Here is a 17007-nt window from a genome sequence, read left to right on the forward strand (position 1 = left end):
TTAAATTTTTATTTGTGTTATTGATTTATTCTTTATTCTTTAGTGGTTTTTTTCTTTTATCTTTATGGGTTTTGCTTTTTTGTTTTTCCTTATTACTTATTCCATATTACATATTACTTACTGGAGAGTGAAACTATGAAGGAACGTACAATTATGCATATCGATGTAAATTCAGCATACTTATCCTGGCAGGCTGTTTATAATCTTCAGCAGGGAAGCACTATTGATTTGAGACAAATTCCCTCGGTGGTGGGTGGATCACAGGAGGATCGTAGAGGAATTGTATTGGCTAAAAGTATTCCTGCTAAGGCCTTTAATATAAAAACTGGAGAGGTATTATGGAAGGTAAGGCAAAAATGTCCTAATATTGTAATTGTCCCTCCAAATTATACAATTTATATGAGATGCAGTAGAGCCCTTTATGAATTATTAAATAGGTACTTTCCAATTATACAGCGTTTTTCTGTGGATGAGTTTTTTATAGATTATACAGGTATGGAGGCTAATCATGGCACTGCTGTTGAGGCCGCCCATTTTATTAAAGATAAAATAAAAGATGAATTAGGCTTTACCGTAAATATTGGAATAGGCTCTAATAAGCTAATGGCTAAAATGGCTGGAGAATTAAAAAAGCCTGATATGGTTCATACCCTATGGCCCCATGAGATGAAATCAAAAATGTGGCCCCTTCCAGTAGAAGAGTTATATATGGTGGGAAGGAGAACCCATAAAAAGCTAAATCATTTAAATATATTTACTATTGGAGATCTTGCAAAGGCAGATCCAAAGCTATTAGAAAGTAAGCTAAAATCCTTTGGAAATTTAATTTGGTGCTATGCCAACGGACTAGAAGAATCACCTGTTTTTAATGGTTCACATATTCCCATGAAGGGAATGGGAAACAGTAGTACTATTAAGTTCGACGTATATGATAAGGAAACAGCCTATAAAATATTATTATCCTTAACAGAATCAGTTGCTTTTAGGCTAAGGGAGGCTGGTTATTCCTCTGGCTTAGTAGCCATTTCCCTACGTAATGCAGAGCTTCATACCTATTCACATCAAAGAAAGCTTTTTTCACCCACCAATGTTACTAATGAAATTTATAGAATAGTCAAGGAATTATTCAATGAATGCTGGCAGGGAGAGAAGCTTCGACATTTGGGAGTAAGGGTAGCAGACTTAACAAAAAACGAAACAATTCAAACTTCTTTTTTTGATGAAAAAACAAGAGAAAAATATCAAGCTTTAGATGAGTCAATTGATAATATTCGTGAAAAATATGGGAAGTATTCAATTATGAGGGGAATATTTGCCGACGGAGAAATAGCTCCTCTTTTAGGGGGAGTAGGAGAAGAGGATTACCCCATGATGAGTAGCATACTGTAAGTTCAGACAATAATTAAAATAAAAAATAGCTAGTAATTAGGTATAAGCATGAAGAAAGGGAAGGGATTTTAAGAATGAGGCTTTTAAAAAAATCTGTAGAGATGGTGGCATGGTTTGACTATGAAGGAAATACAACACCTGTAAAATTCCGACTATTGAATGAAGAAGAAGAAAACACTGTTATTAAAATAAATAAAATTATTAAGAAGGAGCTAGATAAATTTGCAGGTAATAAGATGATTAAATACACCTGCGAAAGCTGTATCAATGGAGAATTAAAATTATTAGAGCTAAGGTATGAGATGGAGACCTGCAAATGGTATTTGTATAAAATCTAAAGAATCAGTATACATAATATTATTATGTATACTGAACTACAACATAATTATCAATATATAGGCAATAACTAATCTATAGATTGTGCTAGTATGCCATTGCTATGATATAATGTAATATATTAAAACAACAAAGTCACATGAAAAAGTGGGGGGTTATCGTAATCCTCATGTTATCGAAAAGGAGTAAAAATATGCCTTCAGATATGGATATGAATGTTAAAGGTACAAAAGTATTAGCCATCAACTCTAAAAACATAGAATTGATAATAGCAATACAATTATTGGCAGATAGCAAGCATCATGAATTTGCTAGAGAATGGGCAAATCAAATGTATGATAAGCTTTCGGCGGATAGTATGAAAACCCTTTCAATTATTGCTCAAACCTGTTTGCAGGGTATGGAGTTAATTGAGTTTGTGCTAGAGGGCTATATTTTTGATGATACAGAAAAACTATATAAGACAATATTAGAATATGATAATATTGAATTTTTGCACAAGATAACAGGAGAGCAAATTGGTATTGAGAGAATTAAAAATATAATCAATGGAAAAGAAAGCTTAAAAAATGTAGTGGCAGAATTTCCTTGGCTTGTAAGGGATAGTATAAACCCACTTGAATATTCATTTTTTAACACCGATAATTATAAAAATCAATTAGTAGAGCTATTGATTGAGATAAATAATGATATATTTAATAATAAGCTACAGGAGCTAAAGAATATATACCAAAAAGCTATTGAAGACATGAATATTAGAATAATAAAAACAGAAATTAAGGCACTAGCACAAGAGGTTATAGGTAAGAAATGGAATATTAAAGACCTGCAAGAATATTTTTTTGTTCCTTCCTATTTTATAAGTCCTCATCATTTAATGATATACAATCATAAAAGTATCGTTATAGCCTATGATATGATAAATGATAGAAATGAAAAAATAAAAGAGAGAATAGACATTGCAAAGTCACTAAGTGTAATTTCAGATAAAACAAGGCTAGAAATATTACGACACATAATATCAGAGCCTACCTATGGTAAAGTATTGGCTGCAATGTTAAACCTTACAACAGCAACCATCTCTCATCATTTAGATCAATTAAAGGCTGCAGGCTTTATTAATGAACATAAGGAAAAAAACATAAAGTACTTTAGTGCAAATATTGAAAAGGTTGACTCTTTACTTGAAGATGTAAAGAACTACTTATATAACAAATAGCTTCAATACCTTGTTAAACCCTCGGCAAACCTTGAGAAAAATAGATCACAACATTCCAGATTTAACTTTTCATGAAATTATGTGGTCTTAGCCGAGTTTTTTTATGCCTAAAAACTAAACATAGCTACTAAATTGTGTATGTAGTTTTTGTATTAAATATAATTGCAAATTTATTATATAAGCTATATAATATATATATCTAATAAGATATGCATCTAATTACAGGAGGGCAACAATATGAAATTTGCACTATTTAAGAATAAAAATTATAGTCTCTTTGTTTTTGGGCAAGCATCCTCTGTGTTTGGCGATGTGTTTTTAAATATCGCCTTATCCTTATATGTGTTAAAGCTTACAGGGTCAGCCGAGAAATTCGCAGCAATATTAGCATTAGGAGTTATTCCACAGGTTTTTTTAGGACCATTTGCTGGAACAATTGTTGATAGACTAAATAAGAAAAAAAGCATAATTTTTCTTGATTTAATAAGATTTTTATATTTGCTTGTTTTGATAGTTATAACAAAGGGAGAACTACAGATCAACACCATATACATAACAGTTATGTTCTTCTCATTATGTGATATATTCTTTGGCCCTAGCTTTATAAGTATATTTCCATTAATTATAAATAAGGAAGATTTTGTAGATGGTAATGCTTTAATGAACACAATTTTAGAAGCCACTAGAATAATAGCCCCAATTTTAGGTGCAGTTGTCTTTAGTAGATATGGATTAATTATAATTTTATTTGTAGATGCTATTACCTACTTAATATCTGCTATTTCCGAACTATTTATGGAAATACCATTAGAGGAAAAAGACATAGGGTCTAATAATTTTATTAAAGAGGTAATGGATGGATTTAAGGTCTTCTTTAAGGATACTAAAATTACTTCCTTAGTTGCCAATGGTATACTATCACATATATTCCTTTTTCCCTTTTTTCTGGTAGGTTTTCCATACTTATTAACTCAAGTTTTTCTTGTACCAGAATTATTCTATGGAATAGTTCAAAGTTTGATGCCGGTTGGCTTTTTTCTATCGGTTGCTTTAGTATCTATAACCAAAAACAAACTAAGTCAAGCCGAAAGCATCAATTATGCAATTATTGGTATGCTATTAACGGTTGTTTTAGTAGGGCTTCTAATTGTACCAAGCTTTACAGCAGTATTGAAGGATAGCCCATTAATTACTTTAATATTTTTTAGCTTCGTTAATTTTTTTATGTTTTTATCATTTGGGTATTACGGAGTCTTTTTTGTATCCTTTTACCAAGGTAATGTACCAAAAGAACTATTAGGGAGATTTGGCTCTATACTAATAATGTTATTTGCTGTTGGACGCTTTATAGGATTTAAAGTTTTTGGATACCTATTTAATAAAGGTATACTTTTATACCCAATACTAATATTAGCTATAGGAATGGTATTAAAGCTAATAGCCCATGTTCCTTTTATGCTTAAAGAAAAGCAACAAAGCATAACTGAAAGAATTTAGAGTATAGATTTAGTCAATGTATTGCTTTTGTAAGTACAATAGCATAAAATGGAAATATAGTGTCAAGGGTTCGGAGTTGTTGACACCTATAAACTTCTACTTGAAGAATTATACAATAATTTGATATAATTCTTCTAAGATTAATGGAGGTTAGTTATGGAAAAATATATTGTATCAAGTGGAGAAGAAATAATTATAAGACCTGCTAAAAAAGAGGATGCTCAGCAGCTTATTGACTATATACAAATAATAGCTGGTGAATCAGATTACCTAACCTTTGGACCAGGGGAGTTTTTATTAACCAAAGAAGAAGAGGAGTCATTTATTGAAAAAACTCTCAAGAGTAATAATTCTTTGTTTCTTGTGGCTGAAATTGATGGTAAAATAGTTGCAAATTTAAGCTTTACTGGGGGAGTAAGACCACGAACAAAGCAAGCTGGTGAATTTGGTGTTAGTGTCTTAAAAAGATACTGGGGATTAGGAATTGGAAAAAGGTTAGTTTCCTACTTAATAAATTGGAGTAGACAAACAGGAGTAGTTAGAAAAATAAATCTAAAGGTAAGAGCAGACAACACAAGGGGTATTACCCTATATGAAAACTTAGGCTTTAAAAAAGAGGGGCTAATATCAAGAGAGTTTATGATAGATGGGATTTTTTACGATTGTATATTAATGGGAATTGAGATTGATTAACTAAATACAATTAGTATTTAGTAATTAGCAATGAAAAAACCTCCTTGTAGGAGGTTTTACTATTATCTATAATTTACAAATTGCAGCGGGAAGGGTAAATCTGCTGACTTAAGTAGTTGAATTACAGCCTGTAAATCGTCCTTATTTTTACCAGTAACTCGTACAGAATCACCTTGAATGGATGCCTGTACCTTTATTTTTGCATTTTTAACAGCTGTAGTTATGAGCTTTGCTTCTTCTTTTTCAATTCCTTGCTTTAAAGTAATAATTTGCTTTACTCTACCACCTAGGGATTTTTCCACCTTACCGTATTGTAAAGACTTAAGGGAGATACCCCGCTTTGTCATCTTAGTTTGCAAAATATCTATTACATTTCTAAGCTTGAAATCATCTTCTGCTGTAATAGATATTTCTTCGTTACCAAGCTCAATTGCTGTGTTGGTATCCTTTAGATCGAATCTTTGGCTTATTTCCTTAGAGGTTTGATTTACTGCGTTATCAACCTCTTGTAGGTCTACCTTTGAAATTATATCAAAAGAACTGTCTTTTGCCATATGTTTCACCTCATTTCCAATAAATTGTCCATATTTATTATATCCCTAAATTTACAACTATGTCCACATGTCTAACAAAAATCTTATAACAAAACTGAAGGACTTTAAAAAAGGTGATATAATGAAATACGTGTAAACTAAACATAAATAAAAGTATGTTTACTAAATATATTTTTATAAAAAGTAAAGAATAATTCAACAGAGGCCATGAAATATTATAAAGATTAAAAGGTTTTAAAGCTTAAATTAGGTATAATTATTAAATAGAGAAATTAAAATAATGGAGTGATATAATGAATAAACATAGTAAAATACTAGGTAGTGAAGGAATAGGAAAGCTATTACTTAGATTATCGGCTCCTGCTGTAGCTGGAATGATGGTACAAGCTCTATATAACCTTGTAGATACAATTTTTGTTGGTAGAGGAGTTGGCACCATGGCTATTGCTGGACTGGCGATTGCTTTTCCCCTTCAAATGTTGGGACTGGCTATAGCACAGGCAATTGGTATTGGGGGAGCTTCAATTATCTCAAGAAGCTTAGGTAGTGGTGATACAGAAAAAGCGGAAAAAGCTATGGGAAATATTTTTAGTCTTATTATAGTGATAAGCCTTGTATTAACAATACTTGGACTAGCCTTTATAGAGCCAATTCTAATGGTTTTTGGAGCTACAGATTCAATATTGCCCTATGCTATGGAGTATATGAGGGTAATATTATTGGGAACGGTATTATTTACCTTTGCTGTAGCCAGTAACAGCGTTTTACGGGCAGAGGGTAATGCTAAAATGGCAATGTACACCATGCTAATCTCAGCAGGGCTTAATATTATACTCGACCCAATTTTTATTTTTGTATTTAATATGGGAATAAGAGGGGCTGCCATTGCTACTGTTTTGGCACAGGCAACAACAGCAGTATATCTTGTCATTTATTTTATGACCGGTAAGAGTACCCTTAAATTCAAAATGAAAAATCTTAAGCCAGATATCAAAATAATACTTGAAACATTTGCAATAGGCTCAAGTGCCTTTGCAAGACAGGCAGCAGGTAGTATTATGGCAATTATACTAAACAACTCACTTGCATTTTATGGTGGAGATATTACAATAGCAGCCTTTGGAGTGATTAATAGATTACTAATGTTTACTTTCATGCCATTATTTGGTATAGTTCAAGGAATGCAGCCAATAGTTGGATACAATTATGGAGCTAAAAAACTAAGCAGAGTTAAAGCTACAATAAAATTATCAATTGTAATAACAACTCTACTTGCCACTATTGGTTTTTTAATGCTGATGGTATTCCCAAGATTTTTTATGGAAATATTCAGCGATGATACAGAGCTTATAGAACTGTCAATAGGTGCAGTAAGAATAATAGTGTTGGGGGTGCCCTTCATTGGCCTACAGGTGGTTGGTGCCAGTATGTTTCAATCAATAGGTAAGGCTTTACCCTCATTAATACTATCCATGTCAAGACAAATATTATTTTTAATACCATTAGTATTAACACTTCCAATTTATTTTGATCTATTGGGTATATGGTTAGCCTTTCCTTTGGCGGATGTGCTTTCTACAGTGGTAACTATGGTATTTATGTCAAAGGAGCTTAAAATAATATCAAAAGCGACCCTTATACAAAGCAACTAAATAGTAATATTAGACATTATATTATTGTAGATGACAAAATATAGTAATATCCTCGTAAAATGTTGAAATTTAACTATTTCCTCGGGAATAATTAGATGAAATAGAATAATAGTTAAGATTAAACTAAAAGTAGGTGATAGGATGAGACTCCAAAAATATATAGCAGCCTGTGGAGTTGCCTCCAGAAGGAAAAGCGAAAAACTGATTGAGTCTGGAAAAGTAAAGGTCAATGGCGAACCAGTAACAGAAATGGGTTATAAAATTGACCCAGATAAGGATATAGTTTTAGTAGATGGTAAAGAAATAAGTGAAGATGAAAAAAAGGTCTATGTTGTTTTAAACAAACCAAAGGGCTATATTACTACAGTCAATGACCAGTTTAACAGAAAAAAGGTTACTGACTTGATAGATTTACCCTATAGAATTTTTCCAGTTGGAAGATTAGATTATGATACCTCTGGATTACTATTACTAACAAATGATGGTGAGCTTACCTATAAATTAACCCATCCGAAATTTAAGGTTGAAAAAACCTACATAAGTAAGATAAAAGGCTTGCTTAATGCTGATAAAATAAATGCCTTTAAAAATGGCTTAGTAATTGAAGACTATATAACCTCACCAGCAAAGATAAAAATACTAAGTACAGAGGATAATGCCTCTATAGTAGAAATAATAATACGTGAAGGAAAAAATAGACAAATAAGAAAAATGTGTGATGCAATAGGACACCCTGTTTTAGAATTAAAAAGAATAGCAATGGGAGAAATAAAACTTGGTAGTTTGAAGGTTGGAGCTTGGAGGCTTTTAACTAAGGAAGAAATAAAATATATAAAGAAAATTTAATAATTTAATTAAATTTTAAACATATGCAAATTTATACCTTATTTATACCCTACGAAAAAGCTTATAAAAAATTTAGCCCATCAGAATTGTGGTTACAGCCCTATCCATAATTTTAGATGGGTAAAGTTTTATCATTTATAATGAAAATTTACACATTTAAACATCACTTTTGATAATAAACATGCTTTTGTATATCCTAAATAAAAGGTGTATAATAGACATGAAAATAGGAAAAACAGAAGGGCAGTGATAAATTGCTTGAAATTAGGAGGGCAGTAACAGAAGATATTCAACAGATTAATGAAATCTATAGGGAGCTTTCCTTTAATGAATTAGCTCCAGAACAAGAGGATTTATCTTCAATCATTGTTAAGGAAGGAAATAAAGTATTGGGTATTTCAAATTATAAAAGACTGTCTGTTGAAGCAGCAGAAATATCATTTTTATACATAACTCCAAATGCCAGAGGAAATAGCCTAGGGGATGGTCTTTTAAGGGGAACACTAAATTATTTAATGGAAAAAGGTTATTCTCATATTTTTTTAAGATCTAATAAAAAGCTTGAGGATTTTTATACTCATGAAGGGTTATTACCATTAACAAGCCACTTATTATCAGAGGAACTACAGCTCCAGTTAAAGAACTTAAGCTTAAATACCTCAGACTATTTTTATTGTTATCCTAAAGATTTTTTTCAGAAAAAATGTAAAGGAAGTAGATAATTAAATGAATAGGCTACTAATATCAAGAGCTACAGCATTTGTGCATAAAATTCTACAGGAGAAAATCCAAATAGGAAATATTGTCGTAGATGCAACAATGGGTAATGGTAACGATACCATTTTCCTTTCCCAGGCTGTTGGCAGTAATGGAAAGGTATATGCCTTTGATATTCAGCAAAAAGCCCTTGATATAACTTATAAAAGACTACTAGAAGCTAACTGTAATAACGTTGTTTTAATAAGAGATAGTCATGAAAATATGGGTATATATATAAAGGAAAAGATAGATGCAGCTGTATTTAACCTTGGTTATTTGCCAAAGGGTGATCATAAAGTAATAACAAAGCCCCCTTCAACAATAGGAGCTATTAAAAGTAGTTTAGAAATCCTTAAAACTAAAGGTATATTATCTATAGTTATATACTATGGACATGAAGGAGGAGCTATAGAGAAAAACTCAGTAATTGATTTTCTAGAAACCCTAGATAATAAAAAATATTCTGTACTTAAATGCAGCTATATTTCAAAGGAGAAAAATCCACCCATTATTGTTTTTATAGAAAAAATTATTTAACGGACTTTAATTTAAACTTAAGGAGGTACTAGTAAATGGCAGAAGCTGAAACAAAGCAAATTAAAATTACTGAAACTGTATTAAGGGATGCTCATCAATCTCTGCTTGCTACAAGAATGACAACAAATGAAATGCTACCTATTGTCGAAAAGCTTGATAGGGTAGGCTATCATTCTTTAGAAATGTGGGGGGGAGCAACCTTTGATGCTTGTCTAAGATTCTTAAATGAAGACCCTTGGGAGAGACTAAGAAAAATTAGGGGTCTTGTAAAAAACACAAAGCTACAAATGCTTTTAAGGGGACAAAACTTATTAGGCTATAAACACTATTCTGATGATGTGGTAACTGAATTCATTAAAAAATCAATATACAATGGAATTGACATAATTCGTATATTTGATGCATTAAATGATGCAAGGAATCTTGAAACCTCTATAAGGGTTACAAATCAAGAGGGGGGACATCCACAATGTGCCATTTCCTTCACCACCAGTCCTGTTCATAATATTCAGTATTATGTTAATAAGGCTAAAGAATATGAAAGTATGGGGGCTAAATCAATATGTATCAAGGATATGTCTGGTATATTGACACCCTTTGTAGCCTATGATCTTGTGAAGGAGCTTAAAAAGGTAGTCACTGTTCCCATACAGCTACATTCCCACTATAGCAGTGGTATGGCATCAATGGTATATATTAAAGCTATTGAAGCAGGGGTAGATGTGGTTGACACAGCAATTTCTCCATTTGCATTAGGAACTTCACAGCCACCTACTGAACCACTTGTTGCTACTTTAAAGGGTACTCAATACGATACTGGTATGGATTTAGAGGCATTAAATGAAATAACTGAATATTTTAAGCCACTAAGGGATAAATATCTTGAGAAGAAACTAATAGACCCAAAGGTTATGGGGGTAGATATTAATACAATAGTCTATCAAGTACCGGGCGGAATGTTGTCAAATTTAATATCACAGCTAAAACAGCAAAATAAATTGGATAAGCTAGACGAAGTTTTAGCAGAAGTCCCTAGAGTACGTGAAGACTTAGGCTATCCTCCTTTAGTGACACCTATGAGTCAAATGGTGGGAACCCAAGCAGTATTTAATGTTATTATTGGTGAAAGATATAAAATGGTGCCTAAAGAAATAAAGGACTATGTTAAAGGCCTATATGGAAAAGCTACTACACCTATATCTAATGAAATTAAGGAAAAGATAATCGGTAAAGAGGAGATAATAACCTGTAGACCAGCAGACTTGATTGAACCTCAATTAGATAGGTTAAAGGCTGAAATGAAGGAATATCTAACACAGGATGAAGATGTTTTATCCTACGGATTGTTCCCTCAAATTGCAATGAACTTTTTTAAGGACCGCTGGAGCAAGCAGTATAAAATAGAAACAACCCTTTATAATGAAGAAGAAAAGACCCATCCAATATAATATGACCTTTAATAATCTAAGCTCCCTATGAATGGGAGCTTTATCATATACAATGCTTATGTAGATAAATCTTATAATGTCTGTTGCTAATATATGATTTTACTGCTACTGTAGTATTACGTGGAATTATTTTATTACATTTTAAGCAGGTCCAATTTTTATTTTTAACTACCTCAAAGCTGGTGGTAACCTTTAAATTGTTATACTTACTCCAGCTTTTCCACCCTGTTTTACATAGCTTGCTTCTTGCTTCATAATCAGCATAAACCCATTTCAATATTCTATGAAAGTGAAATGGATATTTTGTATAGTTAATATATGAAGTAGGTAAACCTAGACTAACGGCATAATTATCAAAGGAATTTTCTATAATATCCTGAAGCGGATTAGTAATCTTCAAGTTAATATGTTTATAGTTATTGGCCTTAAGCCATTTATTGAGTTCATCAAACATATAGCCTCTACATACGTGAAGCTCTTCAGATTTTGAGACATTTAATTCATTAAGTAGCCTTTTAACTATTTCAACAACATAATTTGTATATAGTTTTTTATTAAAGCTTTCAGCTCGGTAGAATTTTAGCGGGATCAATTCTTCTTTGTACTCATTGGTTTCAACTCTTATAGCACCTATAATTGTTCCTCCTAATAGGCTACCACTGCCGGCATCATCTATTTGAATCAATATGTTCACCCTTTCTTTAACTCTATTACACAGCTTTATTATTGTCGATATCCTTAAGAAGTATAATACAAATATAACTAGGAGGTTTTTCATGCGTATTCTTGTTACAAATGATGATGGTATTTTTTCAGAAGGTATATATCAGCTTGCCAAAGCACTCATTCCTCTTGGAGAAGTAATTGTTGTTGCACCAAATAAGGAGCAAAGTGCTACAGGACATTCAATTACCTTGCATAGACCTTTAAGAGTAAGTAATACAAAATTTTTTGATACAGAGCTAGAGGCCCACGCTATTGATGGTACACCTGTAGACTGTGTAAAGGTTGCTGTTGAAGCAATATTAAAGGATAGGAAGCCGGATATTGTGGTCTCGGGAATAAACAATGGACCTAATTTAGGTACAGATGTTATTTATTCTGGTACTGTATCAGCAGCAGTAGAAGCTGCTATTTTAGAAATTCCTTCAATTGCAGTTTCAATGGCAACAACTAAAATTGATACCTTTAAAGATGCGGCAGAATTTGCCTGCAGGATTGCAAAAAGTATACATCAATTATATAGGTCTAAGGTTGGAATAGTTAACATAAACTATCCCACCTGTCGAAGGGAGTCAATACAAGGTATAAAGATAACTTCGTTAGGCATAAGAAGGTATAGCAGCTCATTGATTGAAAGAAAAGATCCACGTGGTGACTCATATTACTGGATTTCAGGGAAGGCCATGGATTTAGAGGAAGCTGAAGACAGCGATGTAATGGCAGTTAAAAATAACTTTATATCCATAACTCCAATACACTTTGATTTAACTCATTTCAAAGACCTAGACAGTTTAAGAAGAATGAATTTTAAAGTGTAGTCTAACTACTTTTTTGGCTACACCTTAAATTTTGTATTTTTCGTGAATTATGCAGTTTGTGAAGTTAATCTTGCATATAACAAAATGAATGCTAAAATTATGAAATAAAAATTGCATAATTACTCTTTATCTGTTATAGTCTTGTTATAAGAGGTTTTATATTAAGTCATTGAAGGGAGATGGGCCTGTTGGACAACCAGAAGGCTAAAAAAGAATTAAAGATCATTGAGGATTGGTGTAAAGGATGTGGTATTTGTGTCGCATTTTGTCCTAAAAACGTTCTTACTATGGAAAATGACAAGGTTGTCATTTCTGATTTGGACAAATGCATTAAATGCGGCTTATGTGAATTAAGATGTCCTGACTATGCAATCTATTTGGAGGTGGTCTAATAATGAATAATAGACAAGTTAAATTAATGCAGGGAAATGAGGCCTGTGTTGAGGGAGCACTGGCGGCAGGCATGAGGTTTTATGCAGGTTATCCTATAACACCTTCTACAGAAATAGCAGAATTTTGTGCTCAAAGACTTCCCTTAGTTGGTGGTAAGTTCATACAGATGGAGGATGAAATAGCAGGAATGGCTGCTACTATAGGTGGATCATTAGCTGGTTTAAAATCAATGACAGCCACAAGCGGACCTGGTTTTTCACTAAAGCAAGAAAATATTGGCTATGCTGCCTTAACTGAGGTTCCATGTGTTGTTGTAGATGTACAAAGAGCAGGTCCAAGTACAGGATTGCCAACTGCTCCTTCACAAGGAGATATTATGCAGGCTAAATGGGGTACCCATGGTGATCATCCAGTTATTGCTTTATCACCCACTTCTGTAAAAGAAACCTTTGATTTAACGGTAAAGGCTTTTAATTTATCTGAAAAATATAGAACACCTGTATTTCTAATGCTAGATGAAATTGTAGGACATATGAGGGAAAAAATAGAAATTCCTAACCCTGATGAAATAGAAATTTTTGATCGTGTTAAGCCTAAGGTATGTGATGAAAGCTATCGTGCATATAGGGTAGACGAAGGTCAGATAGTTCCTCCGATGGCATCCTTTGGAGAAGGCTTCCACTTTCATGTAACAGGTCTTATGCATGATGATTATGGCTTTCCATCAAATGATTCAGGAATTGCCGATAAACTACTTAGAAGGATTATGAGTAAAATATCTGATAATGTAGATGATATAGTATTATTTGAAGAAGAGTTTATAGAAGATGCTGAAATATTAATTTTAGCATATGGTTGTACTTACCGTTCAGCAAGAAGTGCAGCTAAGCAAGCAAGGGCTGCAGGCCTTAAGGTTGGACTATTTAAAGCGTTAACAATTTGGCCATTTCCAGAAAAAAGAGTTAAAGAGCTAACTAAATCAATCAAAAAAATTCTTGTACCTGAGTTAAATTTAGGGCAATATGCTGAAGAGGTAGAAAGAGTTGTTAAGAATGATGCTGAAGTTTATAGCTTAGGTAAGGTTAATGGTGAATCCATTACCCCTGAAGAGATTTTAGCAAAGCTTAGGGAGGTCCTATAATATGAGTAGTCAATTAATTAAAAATAATTTTAGAGAAGATAGATTACCACATATATGGTGTCCTGGCTGTGGACATGGAATTATCATGAGGAGCTTAGCACAGGCGGTAGAAAACTTAAATTTAGAAAAGCAGAAGGTTTGTGTTATTTCAGGTATAGGCTGCTCATCAAGAACTCCTGGTTACCTTGATTTCAACACTCTTCACACTACCCATGGTAGAGCTTTAGCCTTTGCAACGGGAGTAAAATTAGCAAATCCTGAATTAAAGGTTATAGTAGTAACTGGAGATGGAGATTGCACAGCTATAGGGGGTAATCATTTAATACACACCGCCAGAAGAAATATTGATATTACAGCTATAGTGTTTAATAACAACATATACGGAATGACTGGTGGTCAATATTCACCTACTACCCCAACTAATGAATTTGGAACAACTGCTCCCTTTGGAAATATTGACAAAGCCTTTGATATTTGTAAATTAGCAGATGCAGCAGGGGCTACCTATACCGCCAGAGGAACAGCATATCATGTTAATCAATTGACAAAAATAATAGAAAATGCAATTTCTAATAAGGGCTTTTCACTGGTAGATGCAATTAGTATATGCCCAACATATTATGGTAGAAAGAATAAAAAAGGTGCTGCTGTAAATATGATGAATTATTTAAAGGATTTTGCTGTAGATGCTAAGGTAGTAGATAAGCTTCCACCTGAAAAATTAGAAAACAAGTTTATAATTGGAGAGTTTAAAAATACCACCGAACCTGAATATACAGAAGAATATATGAAAATAATAAAAAAATACCAAAAGGAGAGATAATATGGTAAACCAAAAAGAAATAAGACTCAGTGGATCCGGTGGGCAGGGCCTTATCCTTGGAGGAATAATACTTGCAGAAGCTGCTCTTCTTGATGGTAAAAACGCAATACAATCTCAATCCTACGGACCAGAGGCAAGGGGGGGTGCCAGTAAGGCTGAGGTAATCATAAGTGATGATACTATTGATTATCCAAAGGTTGAAAAGGCTGATCTTCTTTTGGCCCTTACCGATAAGGCGTATCATAAGTATATTAAGGCATTAAAGGAAGGCGGAATTTTGATTATTGATTCAAATGTTGAGGTTGACCTTACAAACAAGGCATATAAAATAATTAAAATACCAATTATTGAAACTGCAGCTGAAAAAATTGGTAAATCAATGGTTGCAAATATTGTTGCATTAGGTGTGATTAGAGTGGTTACAGAGGTTGTAACTGAAGCCTCTTTAGAAAGGGCAGTATTAAAAAGGGTTCCAAAGGGTACTGAGGAACTAAATAAGGCTGCATTACAACAGGGATATTTATTGGCTGAAGAGTTTAAAAATATTTAATAGGGTGGTACATTCATATGATTGACGAGAATAAAAAGGATTTGCTTTTACAAATCCAAAAAAACTTCTCAAAGCTAAGTAAAGGACAAAAACTAATTGCTCAATTTATAATTGATAACTATGATAAGGCAGCCTTTATGACTGCATCGAAGCTGGGTATTAAAGTTGGAGTAAGTGAATCAACTGTAGTTCGCTTTGCAAACGCCCTTGGCTTTGAAGGCTATCCTGAGCTACAAAAGGCACTTCAAGAGATAATAAAAACAAAGCTTACTACTGTTCAACGGGTTGAGATGGCTAACGAATACTCAAATGAGGGAGCTATATTAAAAAAGGTTCTAAAATCCGATATGGACAATATTCGGTCAACCTTAGAAAACATTGATTACGAAGAGTTTCAAGAGGTTATAGATAAAATATTTGAGGCAGAAAGAATTTATATAATCGGTCTTAGAAGCTCTACTGCCATAGCTGAGTACTTAGGCTTTTATCTTAATTTAATACTAGACAATGTAAAAATTGTTGGATATGGAATTAGTGACATATTTGAGCAACTATTGAGGATTAGTAATAAAGACTTAGTAATATGTATCAGTTATCCACGATATTCTAATAGAACATTGGAGGTAATTAATCATTTAAGAGAAGAAGGTGTTCCTATAGTAGGAATAACTGATAGTCTTTTATCGCCAATTGCTAATATCTCAGACTATTGCTTAACAGCAAAAAGTAATATGGTTTCCTTTGTAGATTCATTAGTTGCTCCATTAAGCTTAATAAATGCATTAATTATTGCTGTAGGTATGAGAGAACGTGATGAAATCAGGGAATACTTTAACAAACTAGAAAATATTTGGTATAAATATAATATATATGATCGTAAAGGAAATCAGTAAGTAGATTAATAAGGATAGCCCAGCTGGGCTATTTTTTTTATAAAAAATACATAAAATATGTAATTATATGTTATTATAGTCTAAGCATTTCCTTACAAATATTATATAGGGGTGAAAATAGCTTATGAGAAAGCTGATTTTAGTAAGACATGGTGAAACCCTGTGGAATAGTGAAGGCAGAACCCAAGGCAGAAAAAACTCTGCCCTTACTACAAGAGGGATATTACAAGCAGAAAAACTGGCTAAAAGGCTTGTTTCAGAAAAAATAGATGTAATATATTCAAGTAATCTTGAAAGGGCTAAATCTACAGCAGCAATTATAGGAAAAGCAGTAGACAAAACCCCACATTACGATGAAGCACTTATAGAGCTAGGCTTTGGTGAATGGGAGGGATTAACCCTTAAGGAGATAGACAGTAGGTACCCCCATGAGCTAAAGGAATGGCATAATAATCCCCACAAGGCTACTATACCCAAAGCTGAAGGTCTTGAAATAGCACAAAATCGCATAGTGTCCTTTATTCAAAAAATATCTGAAGTCAGTAACGACAAAAACGTACTAATAGTAAGTCACGGTACTATAATTAAGCTTTTTTTACTATCCTTTTTAAATATGAAGCTTTGTGATTTTTATAGACTTAAGCAGGGAAATTGTAGCTTAAACATTATTGAATTTAAATCAAGGGGACCTGTTTTAGTTAAGTATAACGATATGTGCTATATGGAAATAATATAA

Annotated in this window: 19 protein-coding genes; 17 read left to right on the top strand and 2 right to left on the bottom strand. The window is 32.9% G+C overall.

The annotated features are described in order from the left end of the window. The first annotated feature begins 135 nt into the window (after nt 1-135). The 5 genes from F8154_RS09940 (at nt 136) to F8154_RS09960 (ending at nt 5134) form a co-directional block, all read left to right on the top strand. Complete coding sequence (locus F8154_RS09940; RefSeq protein ID WP_151861469.1) at nt 136-1389, top strand: Y-family DNA polymerase; 1254 nt, start codon at nt 136-138, stop codon at nt 1387-1389. A 74-nt stretch (nt 1390-1463) separates the two neighbouring features. Next, on the top strand, nt 1464-1727 hold the full coding sequence (locus F8154_RS09945; RefSeq protein WP_151861470.1) for a hypothetical protein: 264 nt from the start codon (nt 1464-1466) through the stop codon (nt 1725-1727). Nucleotides 1728-1918: 191 nt separating this feature from the next. Further along, on the top strand, nt 1919-2944 hold the full coding sequence (locus F8154_RS09950; protein ID WP_192930242.1) for an ArsR/SmtB family transcription factor: 1026 nt from the start codon (nt 1919-1921) through the stop codon (nt 2942-2944). A 237-nt stretch (nt 2945-3181) separates the two neighbouring features. Next, on the top strand, nt 3182-4441 hold the full coding sequence (locus tag F8154_RS09955; protein ID WP_151861472.1) for an MFS transporter: 1260 nt from the start codon (nt 3182-3184) through the stop codon (nt 4439-4441). 156 nt (nt 4442-4597) lie between these two features. After that, on the top strand, nt 4598-5134 hold the full coding sequence (locus F8154_RS09960) for a GNAT family N-acetyltransferase (RefSeq protein WP_151861473.1): 537 nt from the start codon (nt 4598-4600) through the stop codon (nt 5132-5134). A gap of 62 nt (nt 5135-5196) precedes the next feature. Here F8154_RS09960 and F8154_RS09965 read toward each other — a convergent pair whose 3' ends face one another. Further along, nucleotides 5197-5688 carry a YajQ family cyclic di-GMP-binding protein gene (locus F8154_RS09965; RefSeq protein ID WP_151861474.1) on the bottom strand — a complete coding sequence of 164 codons (492 nt, stop codon included), beginning with the start codon at nt 5686-5688 and terminating at the stop codon, nt 5197-5199. A gap of 293 nt (nt 5689-5981) precedes the next feature. On the opposite strand from F8154_RS09965, the gene F8154_RS09970 reads away from it, so the two are divergent. The 5 genes from F8154_RS09970 to F8154_RS09990 all read left to right on the top strand — a co-directional run bounded on the left by F8154_RS09970 (nt 5982) and on the right by F8154_RS09990 (nt 10930). Next, nucleotides 5982-7340 (top strand): MATE family efflux transporter, encoded by a 1359-nt coding sequence (locus tag F8154_RS09970; RefSeq protein WP_151861475.1) that lies wholly within the window; start codon nt 5982-5984, stop codon nt 7338-7340. Between the two features lie 141 nt (nt 7341-7481). Then, a complete protein-coding gene (locus tag F8154_RS09975) occupies nt 7482-8186 on the top strand; it encodes a pseudouridine synthase (protein WP_151861476.1) in 705 nt (234 codons plus the stop codon). Nucleotides 8187-8440: 254 nt separating this feature from the next. Next, a complete protein-coding gene (locus F8154_RS09980; RefSeq protein ID WP_151861477.1) occupies nt 8441-8908 on the top strand; it encodes a GNAT family N-acetyltransferase in 468 nt (155 codons plus the stop codon). Between the two features lie 4 nt (nt 8909-8912). After that, nucleotides 8913-9482, top strand: coding sequence for a tRNA (mnm(5)s(2)U34)-methyltransferase (locus tag F8154_RS09985; RefSeq protein ID WP_151861478.1), 570 nt, complete (start codon nt 8913-8915; stop codon nt 9480-9482). Nucleotides 9483-9517: 35 nt separating this feature from the next. Next, nucleotides 9518-10930 carry an oxaloacetate decarboxylase subunit alpha gene (locus F8154_RS09990; protein WP_151861479.1) on the top strand — a complete coding sequence of 471 codons (1413 nt, stop codon included), beginning with the start codon at nt 9518-9520 and terminating at the stop codon, nt 10928-10930. A 43-nt stretch (nt 10931-10973) separates the two neighbouring features. Here F8154_RS09990 and F8154_RS09995 read toward each other — a convergent pair whose 3' ends face one another. After that, entirely contained in the window at nt 10974-11624 is a 651-nt protein-coding gene (locus F8154_RS09995; protein ID WP_408609012.1) for a hypothetical protein, read from the bottom strand. 82 nt (nt 11625-11706) lie between these two features. On the opposite strand from F8154_RS09995, the gene surE reads away from it, so the two are divergent. The 7 genes from surE (at nt 11707) to F8154_RS10030 (ending at nt 17007) form a co-directional block, all read left to right on the top strand. Next, on the top strand, nt 11707-12471 hold the full coding sequence (gene surE / locus F8154_RS10000; RefSeq protein WP_151861481.1) for a 5'/3'-nucleotidase SurE: 765 nt from the start codon (nt 11707-11709) through the stop codon (nt 12469-12471). 188 nt (nt 12472-12659) lie between these two features. Continuing rightward, entirely contained in the window at nt 12660-12863 is a 204-nt protein-coding gene (locus F8154_RS10005) for an indolepyruvate ferredoxin oxidoreductase subunit alpha (protein WP_243141226.1), read from the top strand. 2 nt (nt 12864-12865) lie between these two features. Continuing rightward, complete coding sequence (locus F8154_RS10010; protein ID WP_151861483.1) at nt 12866-14005, top strand: 2-oxoacid:acceptor oxidoreductase subunit alpha; 1140 nt, start codon at nt 12866-12868, stop codon at nt 14003-14005. 1 nt (nt 14006) lies between these two features. Then, nucleotides 14007-14828, top strand: a complete 822-nt coding sequence (locus tag F8154_RS10015; protein ID WP_151861484.1) for a 2-oxoacid:ferredoxin oxidoreductase subunit beta — start codon at nt 14007-14009, stop codon at nt 14826-14828. Between the two features lies 1 nt (nt 14829). Then, nucleotides 14830-15378 (top strand): 2-oxoacid:acceptor oxidoreductase family protein, encoded by a 549-nt coding sequence (locus tag F8154_RS10020; protein WP_151861485.1) that lies wholly within the window; start codon nt 14830-14832, stop codon nt 15376-15378. Between the two features lie 17 nt (nt 15379-15395). After that, entirely contained in the window at nt 15396-16271 is an 876-nt protein-coding gene (locus F8154_RS10025; protein WP_151861486.1) for a MurR/RpiR family transcriptional regulator, read from the top strand. A 124-nt stretch (nt 16272-16395) separates the two neighbouring features. Continuing rightward, nucleotides 16396-17007, top strand: coding sequence for a histidine phosphatase family protein (locus F8154_RS10030; RefSeq protein WP_151861487.1), 612 nt, complete (start codon nt 16396-16398; stop codon nt 17005-17007).

This window comes from Alkaliphilus pronyensis, from assembly GCF_009017275.1.
GTDB classification, from domain to species: domain Bacteria; phylum Bacillota; class Clostridia; order Peptostreptococcales; family Natronincolaceae; genus Alkaliphilus_C; species Alkaliphilus_C pronyensis.

Excerpts from the sequence above, each read along its gene's own strand:
- F8154_RS09940 (WP_151861469.1), top strand. The coding sequence starts at position 136 with ATGAAGGAACGTACAATTATGCATATCGATGTAAATTCAGCATACTTA.
- F8154_RS09945 (WP_151861470.1), top strand. The coding sequence starts at position 1,464 with ATGAGGCTTTTAAAAAAATCTGTAGAGATGGTGGCATGGTTTGACTAT.
- F8154_RS09950 (WP_192930242.1), top strand. The coding sequence starts at position 1,919 with ATGCCTTCAGATATGGATATGAATGTTAAAGGTACAAAAGTATTAGCC.
- F8154_RS09955 (WP_151861472.1), top strand. The coding sequence starts at position 3,182 with ATGAAATTTGCACTATTTAAGAATAAAAATTATAGTCTCTTTGTTTTT.
- F8154_RS09960 (WP_151861473.1), top strand. The coding sequence starts at position 4,598 with ATGGAAAAATATATTGTATCAAGTGGAGAAGAAATAATTATAAGACCT.
- F8154_RS09965 (WP_151861474.1), bottom strand. The coding sequence starts at position 5,688 with ATGGCAAAAGACAGTTCTTTTGATATAATTTCAAAGGTAGACCTACAA.
- F8154_RS09970 (WP_151861475.1), top strand. The coding sequence starts at position 5,982 with ATGAATAAACATAGTAAAATACTAGGTAGTGAAGGAATAGGAAAGCTA.
- F8154_RS09975 (WP_151861476.1), top strand. The coding sequence starts at position 7,482 with ATGAGACTCCAAAAATATATAGCAGCCTGTGGAGTTGCCTCCAGAAGG.
- F8154_RS09985 (WP_151861478.1), top strand. The coding sequence starts at position 8,913 with ATGAATAGGCTACTAATATCAAGAGCTACAGCATTTGTGCATAAAATT.
- F8154_RS09990 (WP_151861479.1), top strand. The coding sequence starts at position 9,518 with ATGGCAGAAGCTGAAACAAAGCAAATTAAAATTACTGAAACTGTATTA.
- surE (WP_151861481.1), top strand. The coding sequence starts at position 11,707 with ATGCGTATTCTTGTTACAAATGATGATGGTATTTTTTCAGAAGGTATA.
- F8154_RS10010 (WP_151861483.1), top strand. The coding sequence starts at position 12,866 with ATGAATAATAGACAAGTTAAATTAATGCAGGGAAATGAGGCCTGTGTT.
- F8154_RS10015 (WP_151861484.1), top strand. The coding sequence starts at position 14,007 with ATGAGTAGTCAATTAATTAAAAATAATTTTAGAGAAGATAGATTACCA.
- F8154_RS10020 (WP_151861485.1), top strand. The coding sequence starts at position 14,830 with ATGGTAAACCAAAAAGAAATAAGACTCAGTGGATCCGGTGGGCAGGGC.
- F8154_RS10025 (WP_151861486.1), top strand. The coding sequence starts at position 15,396 with ATGATTGACGAGAATAAAAAGGATTTGCTTTTACAAATCCAAAAAAAC.
- F8154_RS10030 (WP_151861487.1), top strand. The coding sequence starts at position 16,396 with ATGAGAAAGCTGATTTTAGTAAGACATGGTGAAACCCTGTGGAATAGT.